Origin of the sequence: Nitrosococcus halophilus Nc 4 (assembly GCF_000024725.1) — a bacterium.
GTDB lineage: Bacteria > Pseudomonadota > Gammaproteobacteria > Nitrosococcales > Nitrosococcaceae > Nitrosococcus > Nitrosococcus halophilus.
On record NC_013960.1, the window covers coordinates 2,556,568 to 2,574,161 of the forward strand.

Below are 17,594 nucleotides of genomic sequence, written 5' to 3' on the forward strand. Positions count from 1 at the left end.
ATTCATTAATGAGTCGGGTGGATTGAGTGCAGCAAAACCCACCGACGCTTACTTTGAAATACAAAGCATGCCATGAAAGAAGGTTCTCGTCGAAAAAAACTCAGTCAAACGGGTTCAAGTCGGCTTTTTCGTTATTTGATCCCCGAAGAGATTGCTAGTTTACTGCCGCAACATGGTTCATCTAAGGAGCTAAATTTAGTTCGGCTTGGCGAGCGAAATACGGAAACCACTCCTGTTGATATTAAGGCATTATTCCTTGGGCCCAAAGCTGAAAATGGGGAACTGGCCGAAAAAATGTTGCTCCAGGTCTTTCGTGACTACATCTTTTGGCGGAGGAACTTCCACCCGGAAGATATGTCGGCTATCCAGCCGGAGGAGCAGACTAGTGCGGAGTATCAACGTCTTGTGGCCCGTTTCCAGCGCGAGCTATTTATGCTCTTGGGAGAATTGAAGGCGGATATCCCTTTTTATTCTCCCCGCTATATTGGGCATATGGTGGCCGATATCTCCTTGCCTGCAATGGTCGGCTACCTTGCCACCATGCTCTATAACCCGAACAATGTCTCTTGGGAAGCTTCCCCCATTACCACCTTGATTGAAGTAGAGGTAGGCCGTGAACTGGCTAAAATGTTGGGGTTTGGAAATATGCCCCAGGAGTTGGCCCGCACCTGGGGCCATATCACCTCGGGGGGTACGGTAGGCAATCTGGAAGCCCTATGGGTGGCCAAGGCATTGAAGTTTCTGCCTATTGCCGTTCGTTTTGCCGCACAGGAGCTTAACGTCACCGGGTTGACGGCAAGCCGAGCGCGAATTCCTCTTGAGTCCATGCGAGCATGGGATTTAGTGAATCTCACTCCCACCGAGACTCTAGATCTTAAAGATCAGTTTATTGCCGCCTATACAGGAGCTCATCCTGAGTTGGAACCCCAGGAAGCCGTTGCAGAAGCAGTGCAGCAACTGAAGGCACACAATATCCTCACTCTCGGAGACCAGGCCTTTTTTTCTCGGCTGAGGGGTGAGGATAGCCTCAATACGCCTGTTATCTTTGCATCCCAGACCATGCATTACTCTCTACAGAAAGGAGCCGGTCTCGTAGGGATAGGGGCCGGCCAGGTAATTTCTATTCCCGTTGACAAATATTACCGCATGGATAGGGGATTGCTCCGGCAGGCCTTATATGAAGCCCTTGAAATGCAACGGCCGGTCATTATGGTCATTGGTGTGGTAGGGAGCACAGAGGAGGGTGCGGTGGCTCCCATGTACGAATTGGTTTCTTTGCGCGAGGAAATAACAGAACAGGGGTTAAGTTTTTTTCTCCACTGTGATGGGGCCTATGGCGGCTATATGGCCGCTTGTTTTCGTAAGCCTTCTGGTGAGCTGAGAAGCCTTGCGGAGATGCAAAAAGAATACGGCGGCTGGCCAACATCCGAAGTGCACCAAAGCTTTGCTGCTCTGGGAGCGGTCGATTCCATCACCGTGGATCCTCATAAATTGGGTTATGTCCCTTACCCGGCAGGGGCGGTGGTTTTTCGGGATGGCCGCAGCAAAGAGCTGGTCGCCCAAGAAGCCGCTTATGCTTTGGGGGGTCGGGCAGGCCATCCTAACGAAATCCACTTAGGTAAGTTTATCCTCGAAGGTTCCAAACCAGGCGCCGCTGCCGCAGCTGTTTTTCTATCCCATCGGGTGGTGCCCCCCGATCAGGGAGGATATGGAAAATTGCTTGGACATACTGCGAAAATTGCTCGAAAGTTTTATCATCGTTTGCTGCTGTTGGCTCAATCTATCCAGGATGACTTCATTGTAACCCCCCTAGTTTTGCCTGATACCAATATAGTGGATTACTGCTTTAATCTGGCCAATAACGATCGTCTCGATATCATGAATCGTTTTTCCCAGAGATTGTATCAAGAACTCTCCATCCATCCAGAAAGTCCCGTCCAGACCCGATCTTTTATTGTTTCCCACATCGAATTTAGCTACGCCAATTATAATCCTGAAATACTCAAATCTTTTCTGGAGCAGAAACTCGGCGTTAAGGGGGACTATTTTGTTTCTTCAAAAGAGTTGAAGCAGCGACTCAGTGAAGGTTGGGTGGGGTGTGATGATGAAATAATGGTCTTTCGAACCACCTTGATGAATCTCTTTACTTTAGAGGAAGCATGGGGAGCGAAGGACTACATTGATTCGTTTTTGGAAGAGATACCGGGACTTCTTCGCAAAGCACGCGCAGCGCTATAGTATTAAATTATTGACTTTTGATAAAAATTTTAGGAGTTGGTAATGAAATGCCCACTAGATCACACTGAACTTCAGTCAAAAAGATATGAAGACAACATCAAAGTAGATGTCTGTCCAAACTGCGGTGGCATGTGGCTCGATAAAGGGGAATTGGAGGCCATTCAGGAAACTCGAGAACGGGATTACTCAGAGGAACTTGCGCGGATGCCTGATCTTGGTTACAAGGCCTATGAATTAGCACAGCAGAAGATAGGCCGGAGACTGCAATGCCCCCATTGCAATAACGAGATGGAAGCCCGTGAATATGCCCGCTGTTCGCAGGTGATGATTGATGTCTGTCCTCACTGCCATGGTATTTGGTTGGATAAAGGGGAAATAGAAGATCTAGAGATTTTCTTTGAACGGTCCCGGTTAGAAGCAGGTTCTTTAAGAGGGGAGTTTTTTGCCAGCTTGCGAACGTTGTTTGAGTAGCAGCCATTCTCTATATAGATTTGTTTTTTAGCCGCAAATGCACGCGAATAAACGCTCATAAAACTAATACCAATTTAACTAAAGAGTGTAATTTATTAGGCCTTTAAGTCGTTGTTAGAATATAAAATTACATAGCTCTCTACTAGTCTCTCCTAATGGGTTGAGATTGCTCACCTTCCCATTCTCGCTATCTTGGTGGCAAAAAATACAAGTTAGTGCGTTGACCCCAAATGAATTAAATTTTTTGATGTTATTGGATCTGTGAGCTCTTTCGTAGTTTTTTTCCTTCACAGAAACAGCCTTAATGCTATCGATGGCTATGAAGCGACCTGTTTCCTGGAATACGATTTGAACCAGGATGGTCAAAATGATTTCAATCGCTGGGGTTGGAGTAATGGACCCTTAGCACCGGGCAGTTATACTTTTGATCTTTATGCAGCCGCAGGTCAGTGTGACCTTACAAAAGGAACCCTCATCGGTACTCTGACCGTCGAGTATGATGGTTTAGCGGCAACAGTGACGTACCATGTGAATCCTCCCTACACTCTGGTCGAAACCCACCTCTACATTGGTTCCGACTATCTACCTAAGAATAACGGCGAATATACCGTAGCACCCGGCCAATATCCAAATATCCATAGTGAGTTGGCCAATGTATATGAAGATATCTATATGGTGACTAACCTTAGCGGCGATATCTATGTCGTTGCCCATGGGACAGTCGCTGGCTTTTAATATATTGGTAGGGGTGATAATAAACCTCGTTTAATCTCAGATTCATTATCCTCCCGGCCATCCACATTCATGGTCGGGAGGATTTTATATTGAGATAAATTGGTTAATTTATTGATCCCCACATCTGGCCTTTTTCTATGATCTCTACAAGCTGGCCTGGATCTTTCAGGTCAGCTTCTTCCTACCTCCTGTCCTTGTGAATAGCGTCGACGGGAGTTTGATACCCGTGCCGTCATGATGATCCTGTTTGGTACTTAACCCTACCATCTCTGAGGAATCTCCCGGTTTCCTTTCCTATTGAGCCAAGACGGTATGATGCAGCGAGCAAGCTTAGATCTCCTGCTACGCTTATGCTGCCGCCTTTATATGAGTACCAATCCATTGAGATTTAGATTTTTGGTTTTTTTTAACAGGACCCCGCTGAAGCGGCCTCTAAGCCCCAGTGGCGACTAGTCAGATCCCTATTCTTGAACTATAAGAGTCTACAATGATGTAAGTAGTGGTCTGTTGAGCGCTCTGCTTTATCGCAGGGGACTGCTGCCCGGTACTGGTTTGAATTGACCATTAAGGAGGTCAAATAGTGGCAATACCAAGAGGGCTAAAGACGGCAGAAACGGTCAGGCACGATGTCAGCCTCCTGACCGAACAGGATGTCTATTTTTTTAAGGAGGGCACTCACACCAAACTTTATCATAAGTTAGGTGCTCACCTTATTTCTGTAGAAGGGGTTAAAGGAACCTATTTTGCTCTCTGGGTCCCCAACGCAGAACGGGTTTCCGTCATCGGGGATTTCAACCAATGGAATTCTGAAACCCATGCCCTCAAACAAAGGCCCGACAGCTCGGGTATTTGGGAAGGATTCATTCCCGGAGTTTCCCCTGGAACTCGATATAAATATCGTATTGTATCCAAGTATCGGAATTATCAGATCGATAAGGGTGATCCGTTTGCATTTTTCTGGGAGGCGCCACCTCAGACAGCTTCCCGGGTCTGGAGTCTGGATTACGAGTGGGGCGATGGTGAATGGATGGCCAGAAGGCACCAAGCCAATAGCCTTGATGCTCCATTGGCCATTTATGAAGTTCACCTAGGGTCATGGCAACGGGTGCCTGAAGAGGATAACCGCTCCCTGACTTATCGGGAAATGGCGGAGAAATTAGCGGAGTATGTCAAGGACATGGGGTTTACCCACGTGGAACTTCTACCGGTGACGGAGCACCCTTTTTATGGTTCCTGGGGTTATCAGACAACTGGCTATTTTGCCCCTACGGCAAGATATGGAACGCCTCAGGATTTCATGTACCTCGTTGATCATCTCCACCAAAACGGCATTGGTGTGATTCTTGATTGGGTTCCTTCACACTTTCCCAATGATGCCCATGGTTTAACCTATTTTGATGGCACTTATTTGTTTGAGCATGCTGATCCTAAAAAAGGATTTCATCGAGAATGGAGCAGTTATATTTTTAATTATGATCGCCATGAGGTCAGGGCATTTCTCATGAGCAGTGCATTATTTTGGTTAGAACAATATCACATTGATGGAATCCGAGTAGATGCAGTAAGCTCGATACTTTATTTAGATTATGGCAGGCAAGAAGGTGAATGGATTCCTAATGAATATGGAGGGAGGGAGAATTTAGCCGCTATTTGTTTTCTCAGGGAACTCAATGAGGCCGCGTACGGGGCCTATCCCGATATACAGACCATTGCTGAAGAGTCAACGGCCTGGCCGATGGTTTCAAGACCGAGCTATGTGGGGGGACTCGGTTTCGGTATGAAGTGGAACATGGGTTGGATGCACGATACTTTAGATTATTTTTCCAAAGACTCCATTTTTAGAAAATATCATCACGATCAATTAACCTTTAGCATTTGGTATGCTTTTTCCGAAAACTTTGTCCTTGCTCTTTCCCATGATGAAGTGGTGTATGGAAAGGGGTCTCTCTTCGGCAGGATGTCCGGTGATGAGTGGCAGAAATTTGCTAATTTAAGAGTGCTGTTTGGTTATATGTATGGCCATCCAGGAAAGAAATTGTTATTTATGGGAGGGGAGTTTGCTCAGGGACGGGAATGGAATCATGACCAGAGCTTGGATTGGCATCTCCTGCAAAATCCTCCCCATCAGGGAGTCCAGCGTTGGGTCAGCAATCTTAATCACTTTTACCGAGCCGAGCCGGCCCTGTATGAGCAAGATTTTGTAACCGCAGGTTTTGAATGGATTGATTGCCATGCTTGGGAGGAAAGCATCATTAGTTTTATCAGAAAAGATAAAACTGGCAAGGATATGATTCTGGTGGTCTGTAATTTTACTCCGGTTCTCAGAACGAATTATCGGATCGGTGTTCCTCGGGGGGGAGATTGGAGAGAAGCGCTTAACAGCGATAGTGAGCTTTACGGAGGTGTGGGGCATGGTAATTTTGGGGGCGTTGAGGCAGTCCCTTTCCCCGCCCATGGAAGAGCGAATTCCCTAATGTTGACAGTGCCGCCCCTCAGTGTCCTATTTTTTAAGAACCAGCAGTTAATCTAAGTGCGGTAGGAAAATAAATCCTGAATTGGGGAAAGATCAAAGACTATTGCACCCCACTTCTTTTCTGAGATGGTGCGGCAATAGGAGGGTTCTTCACTATGCAAGGGGAAGAGGGTAGAAACCGAGCGGTTATCGAAGGAGTCAAGCCTGAGATTGATGGCGGCCGTTTTACCATTAAGCGAACAGTAGGGGAAGCGGTGGGGGTTGAGGCGAACGTTTTTACCGATGGCCATGATACGGTAAGCTGCGTTCTGCAATACCGACCGGAAGGGGCGAGTTCTTGGCGTGAAGTCCCTATGCAGCCTGTGGGTAACGACCGCTGGCAAGGAGGATTCCGGGTCACCGAAGTGGGCCGCTATCGCTACACGCTCATTGCCTGGGTAGATCACTTCGAATCCTGGCGCCATGACTTGGCCAAACGGGTCCAAGCAGAAGATATTGCCCTCCAGCTTCAGGTCGGGGCCCGTTTGCTGGCAGAAACGGCTGAGCGTGCCGAGGGAGAAGACGCTAAGCGGCTTAGAACTTGGGCAGAAATCCTAAGTGGCGAGGGGGATCTGGGGAAACGGTTGGATACCGCCCTTGACGAAGAAGTGGCTTTACTGATGGCGGACTATCCTGATCGGCGGTTCGCGACTCGTTATCACAGCGAGCTGGGGGTAGTGGTGGACAGGGAGCGGGCCCGGTTTAGCGCCTGGTATGAGATGTTTCCCCGCTCCTGTTCGCCGGAATCCGGCCAGCATGGCCACTTTAAAGCTTGCGAGGCCCGTTTACCTTATATTGCCGCTATGGGATTCGATGTGCTCTACCTGCCGCCTATTCATCCCATTGGACGCATTAATCGCAAGGGCAAAAATAATACGCTTATTCCTAACCCGGAGGATCCGGGTAGCCCCTGGGCCATTGGGGCAGCAGAAGGGGGGCACAAGTCTATTCACCCCCAATTAGGCACCTTAGAGGACTTTCGACGCTTAGTAGCCAAAGCGCGGGAGTATGGTATTGAAGTGGCGCTGGACATCGCTTTTCAGTGTGCACCGGATCACCCTTATGTGAAGGAGCACCCGGAGTGGTTTCGTTGGCGTCCCGATAATACCGTGCAATACGCGGAGAATCCCCCTAAAAAATACGAAGACATCTATCCTTTTCATTTTGAGACCGAGCGGTGGCAGCCCCTGTGGGATGAATTAAAAAGCGTGTTTCTGTTCTGGATTGAGCAGGGAGTGCATATCTTTCGTGTCGATAACCCCCATACCAAGCCGTTCCCCCTATGGGAGTGGCTCATTGCTGAAGTGAAGAAAGTACAACCGGATGCTCTCTTTTTGTCTGAAGCTTTTACCCGTCCTAAAGTCATGTACCGCCTTGCCAAGCTGGGTTTCACCCAGTCCTACAATTATTTCCCTTGGCGAAATACCAAGTGGGAACTGACAGAGTATTTCACTGAGTTGACCCAAACTGAATTACGGGAATATTTCCGTCCCAACCTTTGGCCCAACACACCGGACATTCTGACGGAATACCTGCAATTTGGCGGACGGCCGGCCTTTATGAGCCGTTTGGTTTTGGCGGCTACTTTAGGGGCGAACTACGGTATTTATGGGCCTGCTTATGAATTGATGGAAAATAGGCCTCGGGAGCCGGGCAGCGAAGAATACCTGAATTCTGAAAAGTATCAACTTCGGCACTGGGACCTCGATCGTCCCGATAGCCTTAAGGATTTTATCGCTCGAGTGAACCAAATTCGCAAACACCACCCCGCGCTGCAATCGGATCGGAATCTGCATTTTTATCCAGTGGATAATGAACAGCTGATTTGCTATAGCAAATGGACTAAAGATCTTGCCGATATCATTTTGGTGGTCGTGAATTTAGATGCCTATCATGCCCAGTCGGGTTGGGTTCAATTGCCCTTGGAGAGTCTGGGGATTGAACCCCACCTTCCTTACCAGGTACATGATTTGCTGAGCGATAACCGCTATCTTTGGCAGGGCCCACGCAATTATGTAGAACTCAATCCTGAGCTTATTCCCGCCTATATTTTCCGACTGCGGCGCCGAGTACGGACTGAGCGGGACTTCGATTATTTCATGTAGTCACAGGAGGCCTATGAACCAGCAAGGAGAAGAATTTAGCTGGCAGGATGATCCGCTTTGGTATAAGGAGGCGATTATCTATCAGCTCCATGTAAGGGCCTTTTTGGATAGCAATAATGATGGTACGGGAGATTTCCAGGGCCTTACCCAGAAGTTGGATTACATTCAGGATCTAGGGGTGAATACGATCTGGTTATTGCCCTTTTATCCTTCCCCGTTGCGGGATGATGGTTATGATATTGCTGATTACCGTAACATCTATCCAGATTACGGAACCCGGAGAGACTTTAGGAACTTTGTGCGGGCGGCCCACCGCCGCGGCTTAAGAGTCATCACTGAACTGGTGATCAACCATACTTCGGATCAGCACCAGTGGTTTCAAGCCGCCCGCAAGGCGCCCCCCGGTTCGGCCAAACGGAATTTTTACGTCTGGAGCAATAGCGATCAAAAATTTCCCGAGACCCGGATTATTTTCACCGACACGGAAACCTCTAACTGGGCCTGGGATCCAGTCGCCAAGGCCTATTACTGGCATCGGTTTTTTTCTCACCAGCCGGATCTCAACCATAACAACCCCCAGGTGGTGAAGGCGGTGATCCGGGTCATGCGTTTTTGGCTGGATATGGGGGTCGATGGCTTGCGCTTGGATGCCATTCCCTACCTTTGTGTGCGGGAGGGCACCCACAACGAGAATCTTCCTGAAACCCATGAGGTGCTTAAACAGATGCGGGCGGTGGTGGATGATCACTATCGGCACCGAATGTTTTTGGCGGAGGCTAATCAATGGCCGGAGGACGTGAGGGAATATTTCGGTGACGGCGATGAATGCCATATGGCCTACCATTTCCCCCTCATGCCGCGGATGTATATGGCCATCGCCCAAGAAGATCGCCACCCCATCACCGAAATCATGAATCAAACTCCGGATATTCCGGAGAGTTGCCAGTGGGCGATTTTTCTGCGTAATCATGATGAACTCACCCTGGAGATGGTCACCGACAAGGAACGGGACTACATGTATCAGACCTATGCCACCAACCCTCGCATGCGGGTCAATGTGGGTATCCGGCGGCGTCTGGCACCGTTAATGGACAACGATCTGGACAAGATCCAGTTGATGAATAGTTTGCTCCTCTCCATGCCCGGCTCGCCCATTATCTACTATGGAGATGAGATTGGGATGGGGGAAAACATTTATTTGGGTGATCGCAATGGCGTGCGCACGCCCATGCAGTGGAGTCCGGACCGTAATGCCGGTTTTTCGAAAGCCGATCCCCAACGCTTGTATCTACCGCCTATCATGGACCCCATTTATGGCTACGAGGCCGTCAATGTGGAAGCCCAGAGCCGGGATCCGTCCTCCCTTCTCAATTGGATGAAGCGCCTGCTGGCGGTGCGCAAGAATACCCAGGCCTTTGGGCGCGGGACCCTAAAATTTCTTCGGCCTGGGAATCGCAAGATCCTGGCGTATGTGCGGGAGTATGGGGGTGAAGCTATCTTATGTGTCGCCAATTTGTCCCGTTATGCTCAGCCGGTGGAATTGGACCTCTCCCGTTTTAAGGGGCGCGTGCCCCTAGAGATGATGGGACACACCCCTTTTCCTCCCATTGGCGAATTGCCCTATTTGTTGACCTTACCAAGCCATGGATTTTATTGGTTTCGGTTGGCCACGGATGTGGAGGAGCCCTCTTGGCACGAGGAGCGTTTGCCCCCGCTGGAATTGCCCGTATTAGTATTATTTGCAGGCTGGGACAGTTTATTTCCTAGCCGCGTCGATCCCCCCCGTAAGCGGATGTCCGAAAAATTGTGTGGGCAATTAGAACAACTATTACGGGATTTTTTGATAACCCAACGCTGGTTTGCGGCTAAAGGAGAGGAAGTCGAGCGTGTCCGGCTGGAGCAGATGGAGGAATGGACGGAAGAAGCGGGAAGTTGGTTACTTGCTCGGGTAAGGGTCGAGTTTGCCGATATTGAAGTCCAGTCTTATTTTATCCCTTTAGCCCTTGCCTGGGGGGAGGGTGATGAGGAGCCCATACGCCGCTTGTTGCCATCCACTATCGCCAAGATTCGGCGGCAAGCCCGCATTGGTATTTTGTATGATGCTTTAGCGGATGTGAGTTTTAGCCGGGCATTAGTCACGGCAATGGGACAGCATCGGGAGATCCCTTTTGGGGCCGGGAAACTAAAATTTTCTCCGACCGCTGCTTTTGAAAAATTGGTCAACGGTGTTTCCCTGCAGCAGCTGTGGCGTCCGGCCATGGAGGGCACTAATAGCACCTTGATCCTAGATAATCGATTGTTTCTGAAAATTTACCGTCATTTGCAGGAAGGCATCAATCCAGAACAGGAGATGGGGCATTTTCTCACGGAAGCATCGCCCTTTCCCAATATTGTCCCCCTTGCAGGCACTTTGGAGTCTCTGGGTCCTGAGGGAACGCCAATGACCTTAGCCCTATTACAAGGTTTTGTTCCCAACCAGGGGGATGCCTGGGCTTATACCGTGGATTATTTGGAACGCTTTTTGGAAAACAGTCTGGCAAAACCCCTTGAGGAAGCGGCCATCGAGTTTGGCGAAACCCATAACAATTACCTCAGAATGATACGAATCCTGGGGCAGCGCACGGGAGAGTTGCATCAGGCATTGGCTAAGGAGACAGGGAATCCGGCTTTTGATCCAGAACCCATCAATTCCGCTGATTTGGACTCCTGGCGAAAGCATATTGAAAAGGACATTGAGCAGACTTTAAAGATGCTAGAACAGCGTAGGAGTGAGTTTTCTGAACCGCTGCGCACCGAGGTGGATTGCCTCTTAGCCCTCAAGGAGACCTTACGGCAACGTCTTGCTTTAATTCCTCCCGAATTACGTGCCGTCAAGACCCGCTATCATGGTGACTACCACTTGGGGCAGGTTTTGGTGGCGGAGGATGACTTTGTCATTATTGATTTTGAAGGGGAGCCGGCCCGTCCCTTAGCCGAGCGCCGGATTAAGCATTCACCGCTGCGGGATGTGGCCGGCATGTTGCGCTCTTTCAATTATGCCACCGCCGTGGCCCTGCGCCATTGTACCGTGGAGCGCCCCGAGGATCGGGGGTTACTCCTCCCCTTGGCCCACACCTGGGAGCGGCAGGTGGGGGAAAGTTTTCTGGCCGGCTATGGTGAAGCGGCTGCGGGTTGTCCCTCTTATCCCGCAGACCCGGAACACGCTCACTATTTGATTGAGTTGTTTATCTTGGAAAAGGCGCTCTACGAACTCCGCTACGAGCTAGACAATCGACCGGAATGGGTGGATGTGCCCCTCAATGGATTGCTGGAATTCTTGGAGGAGGAGGAAAACCCGGGGGAATAAACCCGTCCTAGTCTTATTCGCTAGGAGCAAAGCGGGACATTTGAAGGAGGCCCGCTGTGCTCTGCACAACCTACTCTATAAGAGCCGGTTAAGGTGTGCCAGCGCCGTACCCACCAAAATTCAAGCGCTTAATGGTGGCTCCACCCTTCACTGAAAGCAAGGTTTTCCAATAGCCTCTTGAGTTATTTTATTTCCACAGGGGCCAGTTCAAAAACGACGACTTCAGCTTCCCCCGTGCCGACATTCTCCGCCGTCATTGGAAGGCCGGACTCCCAGAAAACTTCGCCCGCCTGGTAGGTATGGGTTTTGCCTCCTTCCATAATTTTGACTGTGCCCTTGATGATGTATCGTGGTCCAGGACCCTCATGGGTATGCTCCGGAGTCTTGAAGCCAACCGGGAACCGCATGTGTTTAACCACGACTTTGACAGCTTTTGATGGAAGCGTTACCGTTCGCTCTAACAAGGGCTTGGGAGACGGTTTGTCCTGGTCTTGAGCGGCAATGGCCAGTGAGCAGAAACTGGAAAGAAGAAAAAACGCTCCAGTAAAGTAAAAGGACAACCGGGTTGGTGTGAACATCGTCGTTCTCTCCTATAATATCAAGAGTTTATCCAAGTCTAGGACGAAGTTCGGCTTTTTTAAAGTAAAAGGGGGCAGGATTTTAAGATGAGTGCCAAGAAGATCCTGATGTTAGTGGGTGATTTTGTAGAAGACTACGAGGTCATGGTTCCTTTTCAGGCTTTGCAAATGGTGGGCTATGAGGTGCATGCGGTTTGCCCAGGGAAAAAAGCGGGTGAGAAGGTGCGGACCGCCATTCATGATTTTGAGGGTGACCAGACCTATAGCGAGAAACCAGGCCATAATTTTACGGTCAATGCTGACTTTGATGAGATCCAGGCTGAAGCCTATGATGCTTTGGTCATCCCTGGCGGACGGGCGCCGGAATACATTCGTTTGAATGAGCGAGTGCTGGCAATAGTGCGGCACTTTGGGAGCACCAACAAACCCATCGCCTCTGTTTGCCATGGGGCACAGCTTTTAGTGGCGGCCCAGGTAGTGGAAGGGAAAAACTGCTCTGCCTATCCTTCGATAGCTCCTGATGTGGCCCTTGCGGGAGGGAAATTTGTCAAGCTTGGGATGGATCAAGCCCATGTGGACGGCAACCTTGTCACCGCACCTGCCTGGCCGGCCCACGCGGATTGGCTAGCGAAACTGCTCGAACTGCTGGGGACCCGGATTGAACTATAGTTGATAATGGGGGAAAGGGACGTGGTGGCCATTACGGCCACCACCAAAGCTGTCTTGGTTGCTAAATAATTTCGCTGTTTTCAACTTGGCCGCTATCGCCAAGGGTTAGCCGCATTTTGCCGTAACATGAAATCCGGCCAGCGACGCAGCCGGACCCCTCCATGACCACCTCGTCAAAAGTCACATTGACAACGGCCTGATCGTCCCCTTGCTCCATGAGCTCATAGCTTAGGGTTTCATTATCTATCCACCCATTTTGGCTGCAAAGTTGGGCTAACTTGGGGGTGCTTTTTAAATATTCATCAATACCCATGAAAACCTCCTGGTTTTTCGAGTTTATGGAGTGATTGCCTTTTATTCTAGGCAATCTTGACCTTTAAAACATCTATTAATAATCTATTTTTTCTGTTCCTGCAATTAACGCGTAGCGTTGATAAATATTTGCAGGAGGCTGGCTATTGTCTCCTGACTCCCAAGTTAGTCTAAAATCAGCCAAGCGAGGGCATAGGCGCTTAAGAGGATAAACGCCGAGCAAATGACCGCCAATAAAATACCCGCGATAACGCAGTTATCTACCATTTTCAAGAACACTAAAGCTGCGCTTTTGTGTTCTCAAACCTTGCTCCTGGCGCTTTTTAAGTTATTGTTTTGCCGGATACGCGACGCTTAATCCGGCCTACAGGCTTGAGCCACGATTTCCGGACTATGGCCTTGGACTCGGATCGCGTGCACCGTGCGGCGGCGAAAGTGCTCCATCACTTCATCGGGTATCTTGCGTCCATCCATCAGCTCAGGGTCTTTCATCACTCGCCTCCGGGCTCATAGAATATGGGATACAGGATAATAAAAAATAGACTAATCAGGTCTGTTTATCCATTAACGGAGCAATATATTACCGTAAATCCACAATAGCAATAGTCAAGACCCGACCCCTTTAGCGGACCCCTTTAGACGGACCCCTTTAGACGGACCCCTTTAGACGGACCCCTTTAGACGATCCCTTTCGACCCCGACCAATGTTTCTACCTATATTTCTTTATTGATCGATTGTTTCCATTCGATCTTGTATGAGGCTATCTTTCTTTAACTTAAACTTAGTAGTGAGATCTTCATGAGAGCGGGCATTATGAACTGGATCATGATACAAATTCTAGTCTGAATAGCCTATCTATACTGCAGTAATATCAAAAAGCAAGAACTGACCCTTACTAATGCAAGAACTGACCCTTACTAATGCATTCATTTTTGTCCAGGCAAATGCCTCTGTCGAAGTTTAATTTTTAGATTTCTGTGTATTTTTCGTGTCTTTGTGGTGATCCCATGAATTATTCAAACCAGCTATATCCGCCGCCGATATTGTCCCCCCACGCCATAAAGGGCATGGGTCATTTGCCCTAGGGTGCAGTGCTGTACGGTGTGCATCAATTCTTCAAAGCTATTGCCGCCGTGGCGGATTACTTGCTGGAGTTGTGCCAGGGCCGCCTCCGCTTCAGGGGCATGGTGGCGTTTGAAAAGTTCAACGGCATCTACTTGGGCCTGTTTTTCTTCTCTGGTGGAGCGGGTGAGCTTGCCTGCCGGTATGGCATCTTCCGGATGGGGAGAGGGGAAAGTATTGACCCCTACAATGGGTAGGCTGCCCTCGTGTCTGCGGCTTTCGTAGTAGAGACCTTCTTCTTGGATTTTATTGCGCTGATAATTGGTTTCCATAGCGCCTAAGACGCCGCCCCGTTCGGAAAGCCGATCGAATTCCTGGTAAACGGCTTCTTCCACCAGTTGGGTGAGTTCTTGGATGAGAAAAGAGCCCTGGAGGAAATTCTGATTGTAGTTCAGTCCCAGTTCCCGGTTGATGATGAGCTGAATGGCCAGGGCCCGGCGTACCGATTCCTCGGTGGGGGTGGTGACGGCCTCGTCATAGGCATTGGTGTGTAAGCTGTTGCAGTTGTCGTAAATGGCGTACAAGGCTTCCAGGGTGGTGCGGATGTCGTTGAAGTTGATCTCTTGGGCCTGGAGGCTGCGCCCGGAAGTTTGGATATGGTATTTCAACATTTGGCTGCGAGGGGAAGCGCCATAGCGTTCCCGCATGGCGCGGGCCCAGATGCGCCGCGCCACCCGGCCGATCACGGCGTACTCCGGGTCTAGGGCATTGCTGAAGAAAAAACTCATTTGGGGGGCAAAGTCGTCGATGGCCATGCCCCGGGAGAGGTAATATTCCACCAGGGTAAAGCCGTTCGCCAGGGTGAAAGCCAGTTGGGTGATGGGATTGGCGCCGGCTTCGGCAATGTGGTAACCGCTGACGGAAACGGTGTAGTAATGGCGTATTTGGCGGTCGATAAAATATTCTTGAATATCTCCCATTAGGCGAAGGCCAAAATCGGTGGCAAAAATACATTCGTTTTGGGCCTGATCTTCCTTCAAAATATCCGCTTGAACGGTACCTCGGATACGGCTAAGCACATCGGTGCGGATTTGTTCATAGGTCTCCCTCGGCAGTAATTGTTGGCCGGAGACGCCGAGCAGCCCTAACCCCAAGCCATCGTGTCCTGGGGGCAAGTCGCCCCGGTAGCCGGGGCGGGGTTGATCCCGGTAGATGGCCTTGATCTGTTGCTGTGCTGATTCCCAGTTTCCCTGGTGGCGTAAGTACTTCTCCACTTGTTGATCGATGGCGGTATGGAGGAACCAGGCCAACACCATGGGGGCCGGACCATTGATGGTCATAGATACTGAGGCATTGGGTTGGCACAGATCAAAGCCGGAGAAGAGCTTTTTGAAGTCATCTACGGTGGCCACGGACACGCCGGACATGCCAATTCGGCCAAAGACATCCGGCTGTGGTGCAGGGTCTTCGCCATACAAGACGATGGGATCAAAGGCCGTGGAGAGCCGGATGGAGGGCTGGCCACTGACCAGATAGTGGAACCGCCGGTTGGTGCGCTCGGGAGTGCCTTCCCCTGCAAACATCCGGGCCAGTTCTTCGGTGGTCCGCCGGTAAGGGTAAATGCCGGCGGTGAAGGGATATTCTCCCGGCACGTTTTCTTCCAGAAGAAAGCGGAGAATCTCTCCCCAGTCTTGATAGCGGGGCAGGGCTACCTTGGGAATCGGCAGGTGGCTGAGGCTTTCATAATAGTTTTCCCCCCGGATTTCCTGTCCCCGGACCCGATAGGTATAGTGTTCCCTGGTCAGCCTATGGCAAGTTTCCGGCCAGCGTTGCAAACGTTCCAGGGCTTCTTCGGTCAGTTGTTCCAGGGCTTCTTCGTAGCACTGGCGGAGCCGGGATAGATGATCTTCTGGGTTTTCTTTCAGCACCTGCCGGGAATAATGGGTCAGGGGAGGGGGAAGGTGGGGATCGGTCAAAGCCCGCAGACTTTCATAATAGCTTTGGGCTTGGGAAGCCGCCTTGACCTGCTTGTTGATGGCATTACGGAGGCGGCGGCCCTGTTCGCTTATTTCAGCTAGATAACGAATCCGCCGAGGAGGGATAATGTCTTCTTTGGGAGAAGGAGGGATAGCGAGATCCGTGGCTATTTTCCAGGTTTGTCCCTTCTCCGGATGGCGTTCCGCCAGTTTTTGGCAGAGAGCGCTAAAAAGCTTGGCAACGCCTGGATTGCCGAATTCGCTGGCCACAGTGGGATAGACGGGCACCTGCTCATCGGGAAAGGAGAACGCCAGGTGGTTGCGGCGCCACTGTTTGCGAATATCCCGCAGGGCATCCTGGCCCCCCTGTTTGTCGAATTTGTTCAACACCACCAGGTCGGCGCAATCCAGCATTTCGATCTTCTCCAGCTGGGTAGGCGCGCCGTAGTCGCTGGTCATTACGTAAACTGATAAGTCCACCACATCCACAATTTCTGAATCCGCCTGACCGGCGCCTGCTGTTTCTATTAGAATGAGGTCAAAACCGACAGATTTGAGGAACGGGACCATCTCGGTCAGGGAAGCGGAGGTGACCCCCTGACGGCTGTGGGTCGCCAAGGAGCGCAGGTAGATCCGGGGATTGGCCAGGCTGTTCAGACGAATTCGATCCCCCAGCAGAGCGCCCCCGGTACGGTGCCGGGTGGGGTCCAAGGCTAGCACCGCCAGGTGCAGGTCTGGAAAACTGATCAGAAAATAGTAAAGTAATTCATCCAGGAGGCTGCTTTTGCCAGCGCCGCCAGTGCCGGTAAGGCCAATGACTGGTATATGCGCTTGCGCTTTTCCTGTGGCCATGGATTGGCCGGCTTCGATGAGGGAGAGGGCCTGACCAATAGCCGCCGGGTCTTGAAAGGTGATTTTTTCTGGAAATACGCGTGGGCGGCGGGCTTGGTGGGTGCGATTCATAATGTCTTGGATAATGCCCTCCAATCCTTGGAGGGTCCCCTCCTGGGGCAGGTAAATTTTTTCCACCCCATAGGTTTCCAATTCCCTGGCTTCCTCTGAAGTGATGGTGCCGCCACCTCCTCCAAAGACGAGCAGGTCTTCCCGTCCTTGGGTTCGCAAACGGTCCACCAAATAGCGGAAGAACTCCAGGTGTCCACCCTGATAGGAGCTAATGGCGATGCCATCCGCATCTTCTTGTAAGGCGGCCCGGACAATTTCTTCAACGCCTCGATTATGTCCTAAATGAACAACCTCAGCGCCCTGATCTTGCAGCATCCGCCGGATGATGTTGATGGCCGCGTCATGACCGTCAAATAGGGAGGTGGCGGTTATAAAGCGCAAGGGGGACTGCGCTGCCATGGGGAGAATATGGGGAGGAGGATGGGTAACCGTTGCCATAGCCGACCTCTCCTGAAAGGGCCGTTACTGAACTTTTAAACTATTCTTAACTTTAGTTGATGGCGGAGATTTAAAGTTCAGATCCAAGGTAGAAGGGTGAGTTCTTTTGTTCTAAAAATAATTTTATGAATCAATCAATTAGTTCAGGATATGGGCGTGGGAACCAGTCCCTTTGGGATGCTGTCATA

The 17,594-nt window shown here is 50.4% G+C and carries 11 protein-coding genes; 7 read left to right on the forward strand and 4 right to left on the reverse strand.

The window, feature by feature from the left end; genetic code table 11:
- Positions 1-72: 72 nt before the first annotated feature.
- From NHAL_RS12120 to treS, 6 genes are all read left to right on the forward strand, one after another.
- Entirely contained in the window at positions 73-2,238 is a 2,166-nt protein-coding gene (locus NHAL_RS12120) for a pyridoxal phosphate-dependent decarboxylase family protein (protein WP_013033431.1), read from the forward strand.
- A gap of 42 nt (positions 2,239-2,280) precedes the next feature.
- Entirely contained in the window at positions 2,281-2,709 is a 429-nt protein-coding gene (locus NHAL_RS12125; protein ID WP_013033432.1) for a TFIIB-type zinc ribbon-containing protein, read from the forward strand.
- 261 nt (positions 2,710-2,970) lie between these two features.
- Positions 2,971-3,444, forward strand: a complete 474-nt coding sequence (locus tag NHAL_RS12130; RefSeq protein ID WP_013033433.1) for a hypothetical protein — start codon at positions 2,971-2,973, stop codon at positions 3,442-3,444.
- 580 nt (positions 3,445-4,024) lie between these two features.
- On the forward strand, positions 4,025-5,974 hold the full coding sequence (gene glgB / locus NHAL_RS12135; protein ID WP_013033434.1) for a 1,4-alpha-glucan branching protein GlgB: 1,950 nt from the start codon (positions 4,025-4,027) through the stop codon (positions 5,972-5,974).
- A 98-nt stretch (positions 5,975-6,072) separates the two neighbouring features.
- Positions 6,073-8,061 carry an alpha-1,4-glucan--maltose-1-phosphate maltosyltransferase gene (locus NHAL_RS12140; protein WP_013033435.1) on the forward strand — a complete coding sequence of 663 codons (1,989 nt, stop codon included), beginning with the start codon at positions 6,073-6,075 and terminating at the stop codon, positions 8,059-8,061.
- 13 nt (positions 8,062-8,074) lie between these two features.
- Positions 8,075-11,407, forward strand: coding sequence for a maltose alpha-D-glucosyltransferase (gene treS, locus NHAL_RS12145; protein ID WP_013033436.1), 3,333 nt, complete (start codon positions 8,075-8,077; stop codon positions 11,405-11,407).
- Positions 11,408-11,589: 182 nt separating this feature from the next.
- Here the strand turns inward: treS and NHAL_RS12150 are convergent, their stop codons facing one another.
- Positions 11,590-11,985: a cupin domain-containing protein gene (locus NHAL_RS12150; protein ID WP_013033437.1), complete on the reverse strand. Its 396-nt coding sequence runs from the start codon at positions 11,983-11,985 to the stop codon at positions 11,590-11,592.
- A gap of 87 nt (positions 11,986-12,072) precedes the next feature.
- Here NHAL_RS12150 and NHAL_RS12155 point away from each other — a divergent pair, with 87 nt between their 5' ends.
- Positions 12,073-12,654, forward strand: a complete 582-nt coding sequence (locus NHAL_RS12155; protein ID WP_013033438.1) for a DJ-1/PfpI family protein — start codon at positions 12,073-12,075, stop codon at positions 12,652-12,654.
- A gap of 61 nt (positions 12,655-12,715) precedes the next feature.
- Here the strand turns inward: NHAL_RS12155 and NHAL_RS12160 are convergent, their stop codons facing one another.
- The 3 genes from NHAL_RS12160 to NHAL_RS12165 all read right to left on the reverse strand — a co-directional run bounded on the left by NHAL_RS12160 (position 12,716) and on the right by NHAL_RS12165 (position 17,406).
- Entirely contained in the window at positions 12,716-12,967 is a 252-nt protein-coding gene (locus NHAL_RS12160; protein ID WP_013033439.1) for a hypothetical protein, read from the reverse strand.
- A 353-nt stretch (positions 12,968-13,320) separates the two neighbouring features.
- Positions 13,321-13,458 carry a hypothetical protein gene (locus NHAL_RS21200; protein ID WP_013033441.1) on the reverse strand — a complete coding sequence of 46 codons (138 nt, stop codon included), beginning with the start codon at positions 13,456-13,458 and terminating at the stop codon, positions 13,321-13,323.
- A gap of 534 nt (positions 13,459-13,992) precedes the next feature.
- Positions 13,993-17,406 carry a methylmalonyl-CoA mutase family protein gene (locus tag NHAL_RS12165; protein WP_013033442.1) on the reverse strand — a complete coding sequence of 1,138 codons (3,414 nt, stop codon included), beginning with the start codon at positions 17,404-17,406 and terminating at the stop codon, positions 13,993-13,995.
- Between the last annotated feature and the right edge of the window lie 188 nt (positions 17,407-17,594).

Bases quoted from the DNA above. Each gene is read 5' to 3' on its own strand.
- NHAL_RS12120 (WP_013033431.1), top strand. From the start codon at position 73: ATGAAAGAAGGTTCTCGTCGAAAAAAACTCAGTCAAACGGGTTCAAGT.
- NHAL_RS12125 (WP_013033432.1), top strand. From the start codon at position 2,281: ATGAAATGCCCACTAGATCACACTGAACTTCAGTCAAAAAGATATGAA.
- NHAL_RS12140 (WP_013033435.1), top strand. From the start codon at position 6,073: ATGCAAGGGGAAGAGGGTAGAAACCGAGCGGTTATCGAAGGAGTCAAG.
- treS (WP_013033436.1), top strand. From the start codon at position 8,075: ATGAACCAGCAAGGAGAAGAATTTAGCTGGCAGGATGATCCGCTTTGG.
- NHAL_RS12150 (WP_013033437.1), bottom strand. From the start codon at position 11,985: ATGTTCACACCAACCCGGTTGTCCTTTTACTTTACTGGAGCGTTTTTT.
- NHAL_RS12155 (WP_013033438.1), top strand. From the start codon at position 12,073: ATGAGTGCCAAGAAGATCCTGATGTTAGTGGGTGATTTTGTAGAAGAC.
- NHAL_RS12160 (WP_013033439.1), bottom strand. From the start codon at position 12,967: ATGGGTATTGATGAATATTTAAAAAGCACCCCCAAGTTAGCCCAACTT.
- NHAL_RS21200 (WP_013033441.1), bottom strand. From the start codon at position 13,458: ATGAAAGACCCTGAGCTGATGGATGGACGCAAGATACCCGATGAAGTG.
- NHAL_RS12165 (WP_013033442.1), bottom strand. From the start codon at position 17,406: ATGGCAACGGTTACCCATCCTCCTCCCCATATTCTCCCCATGGCAGCG.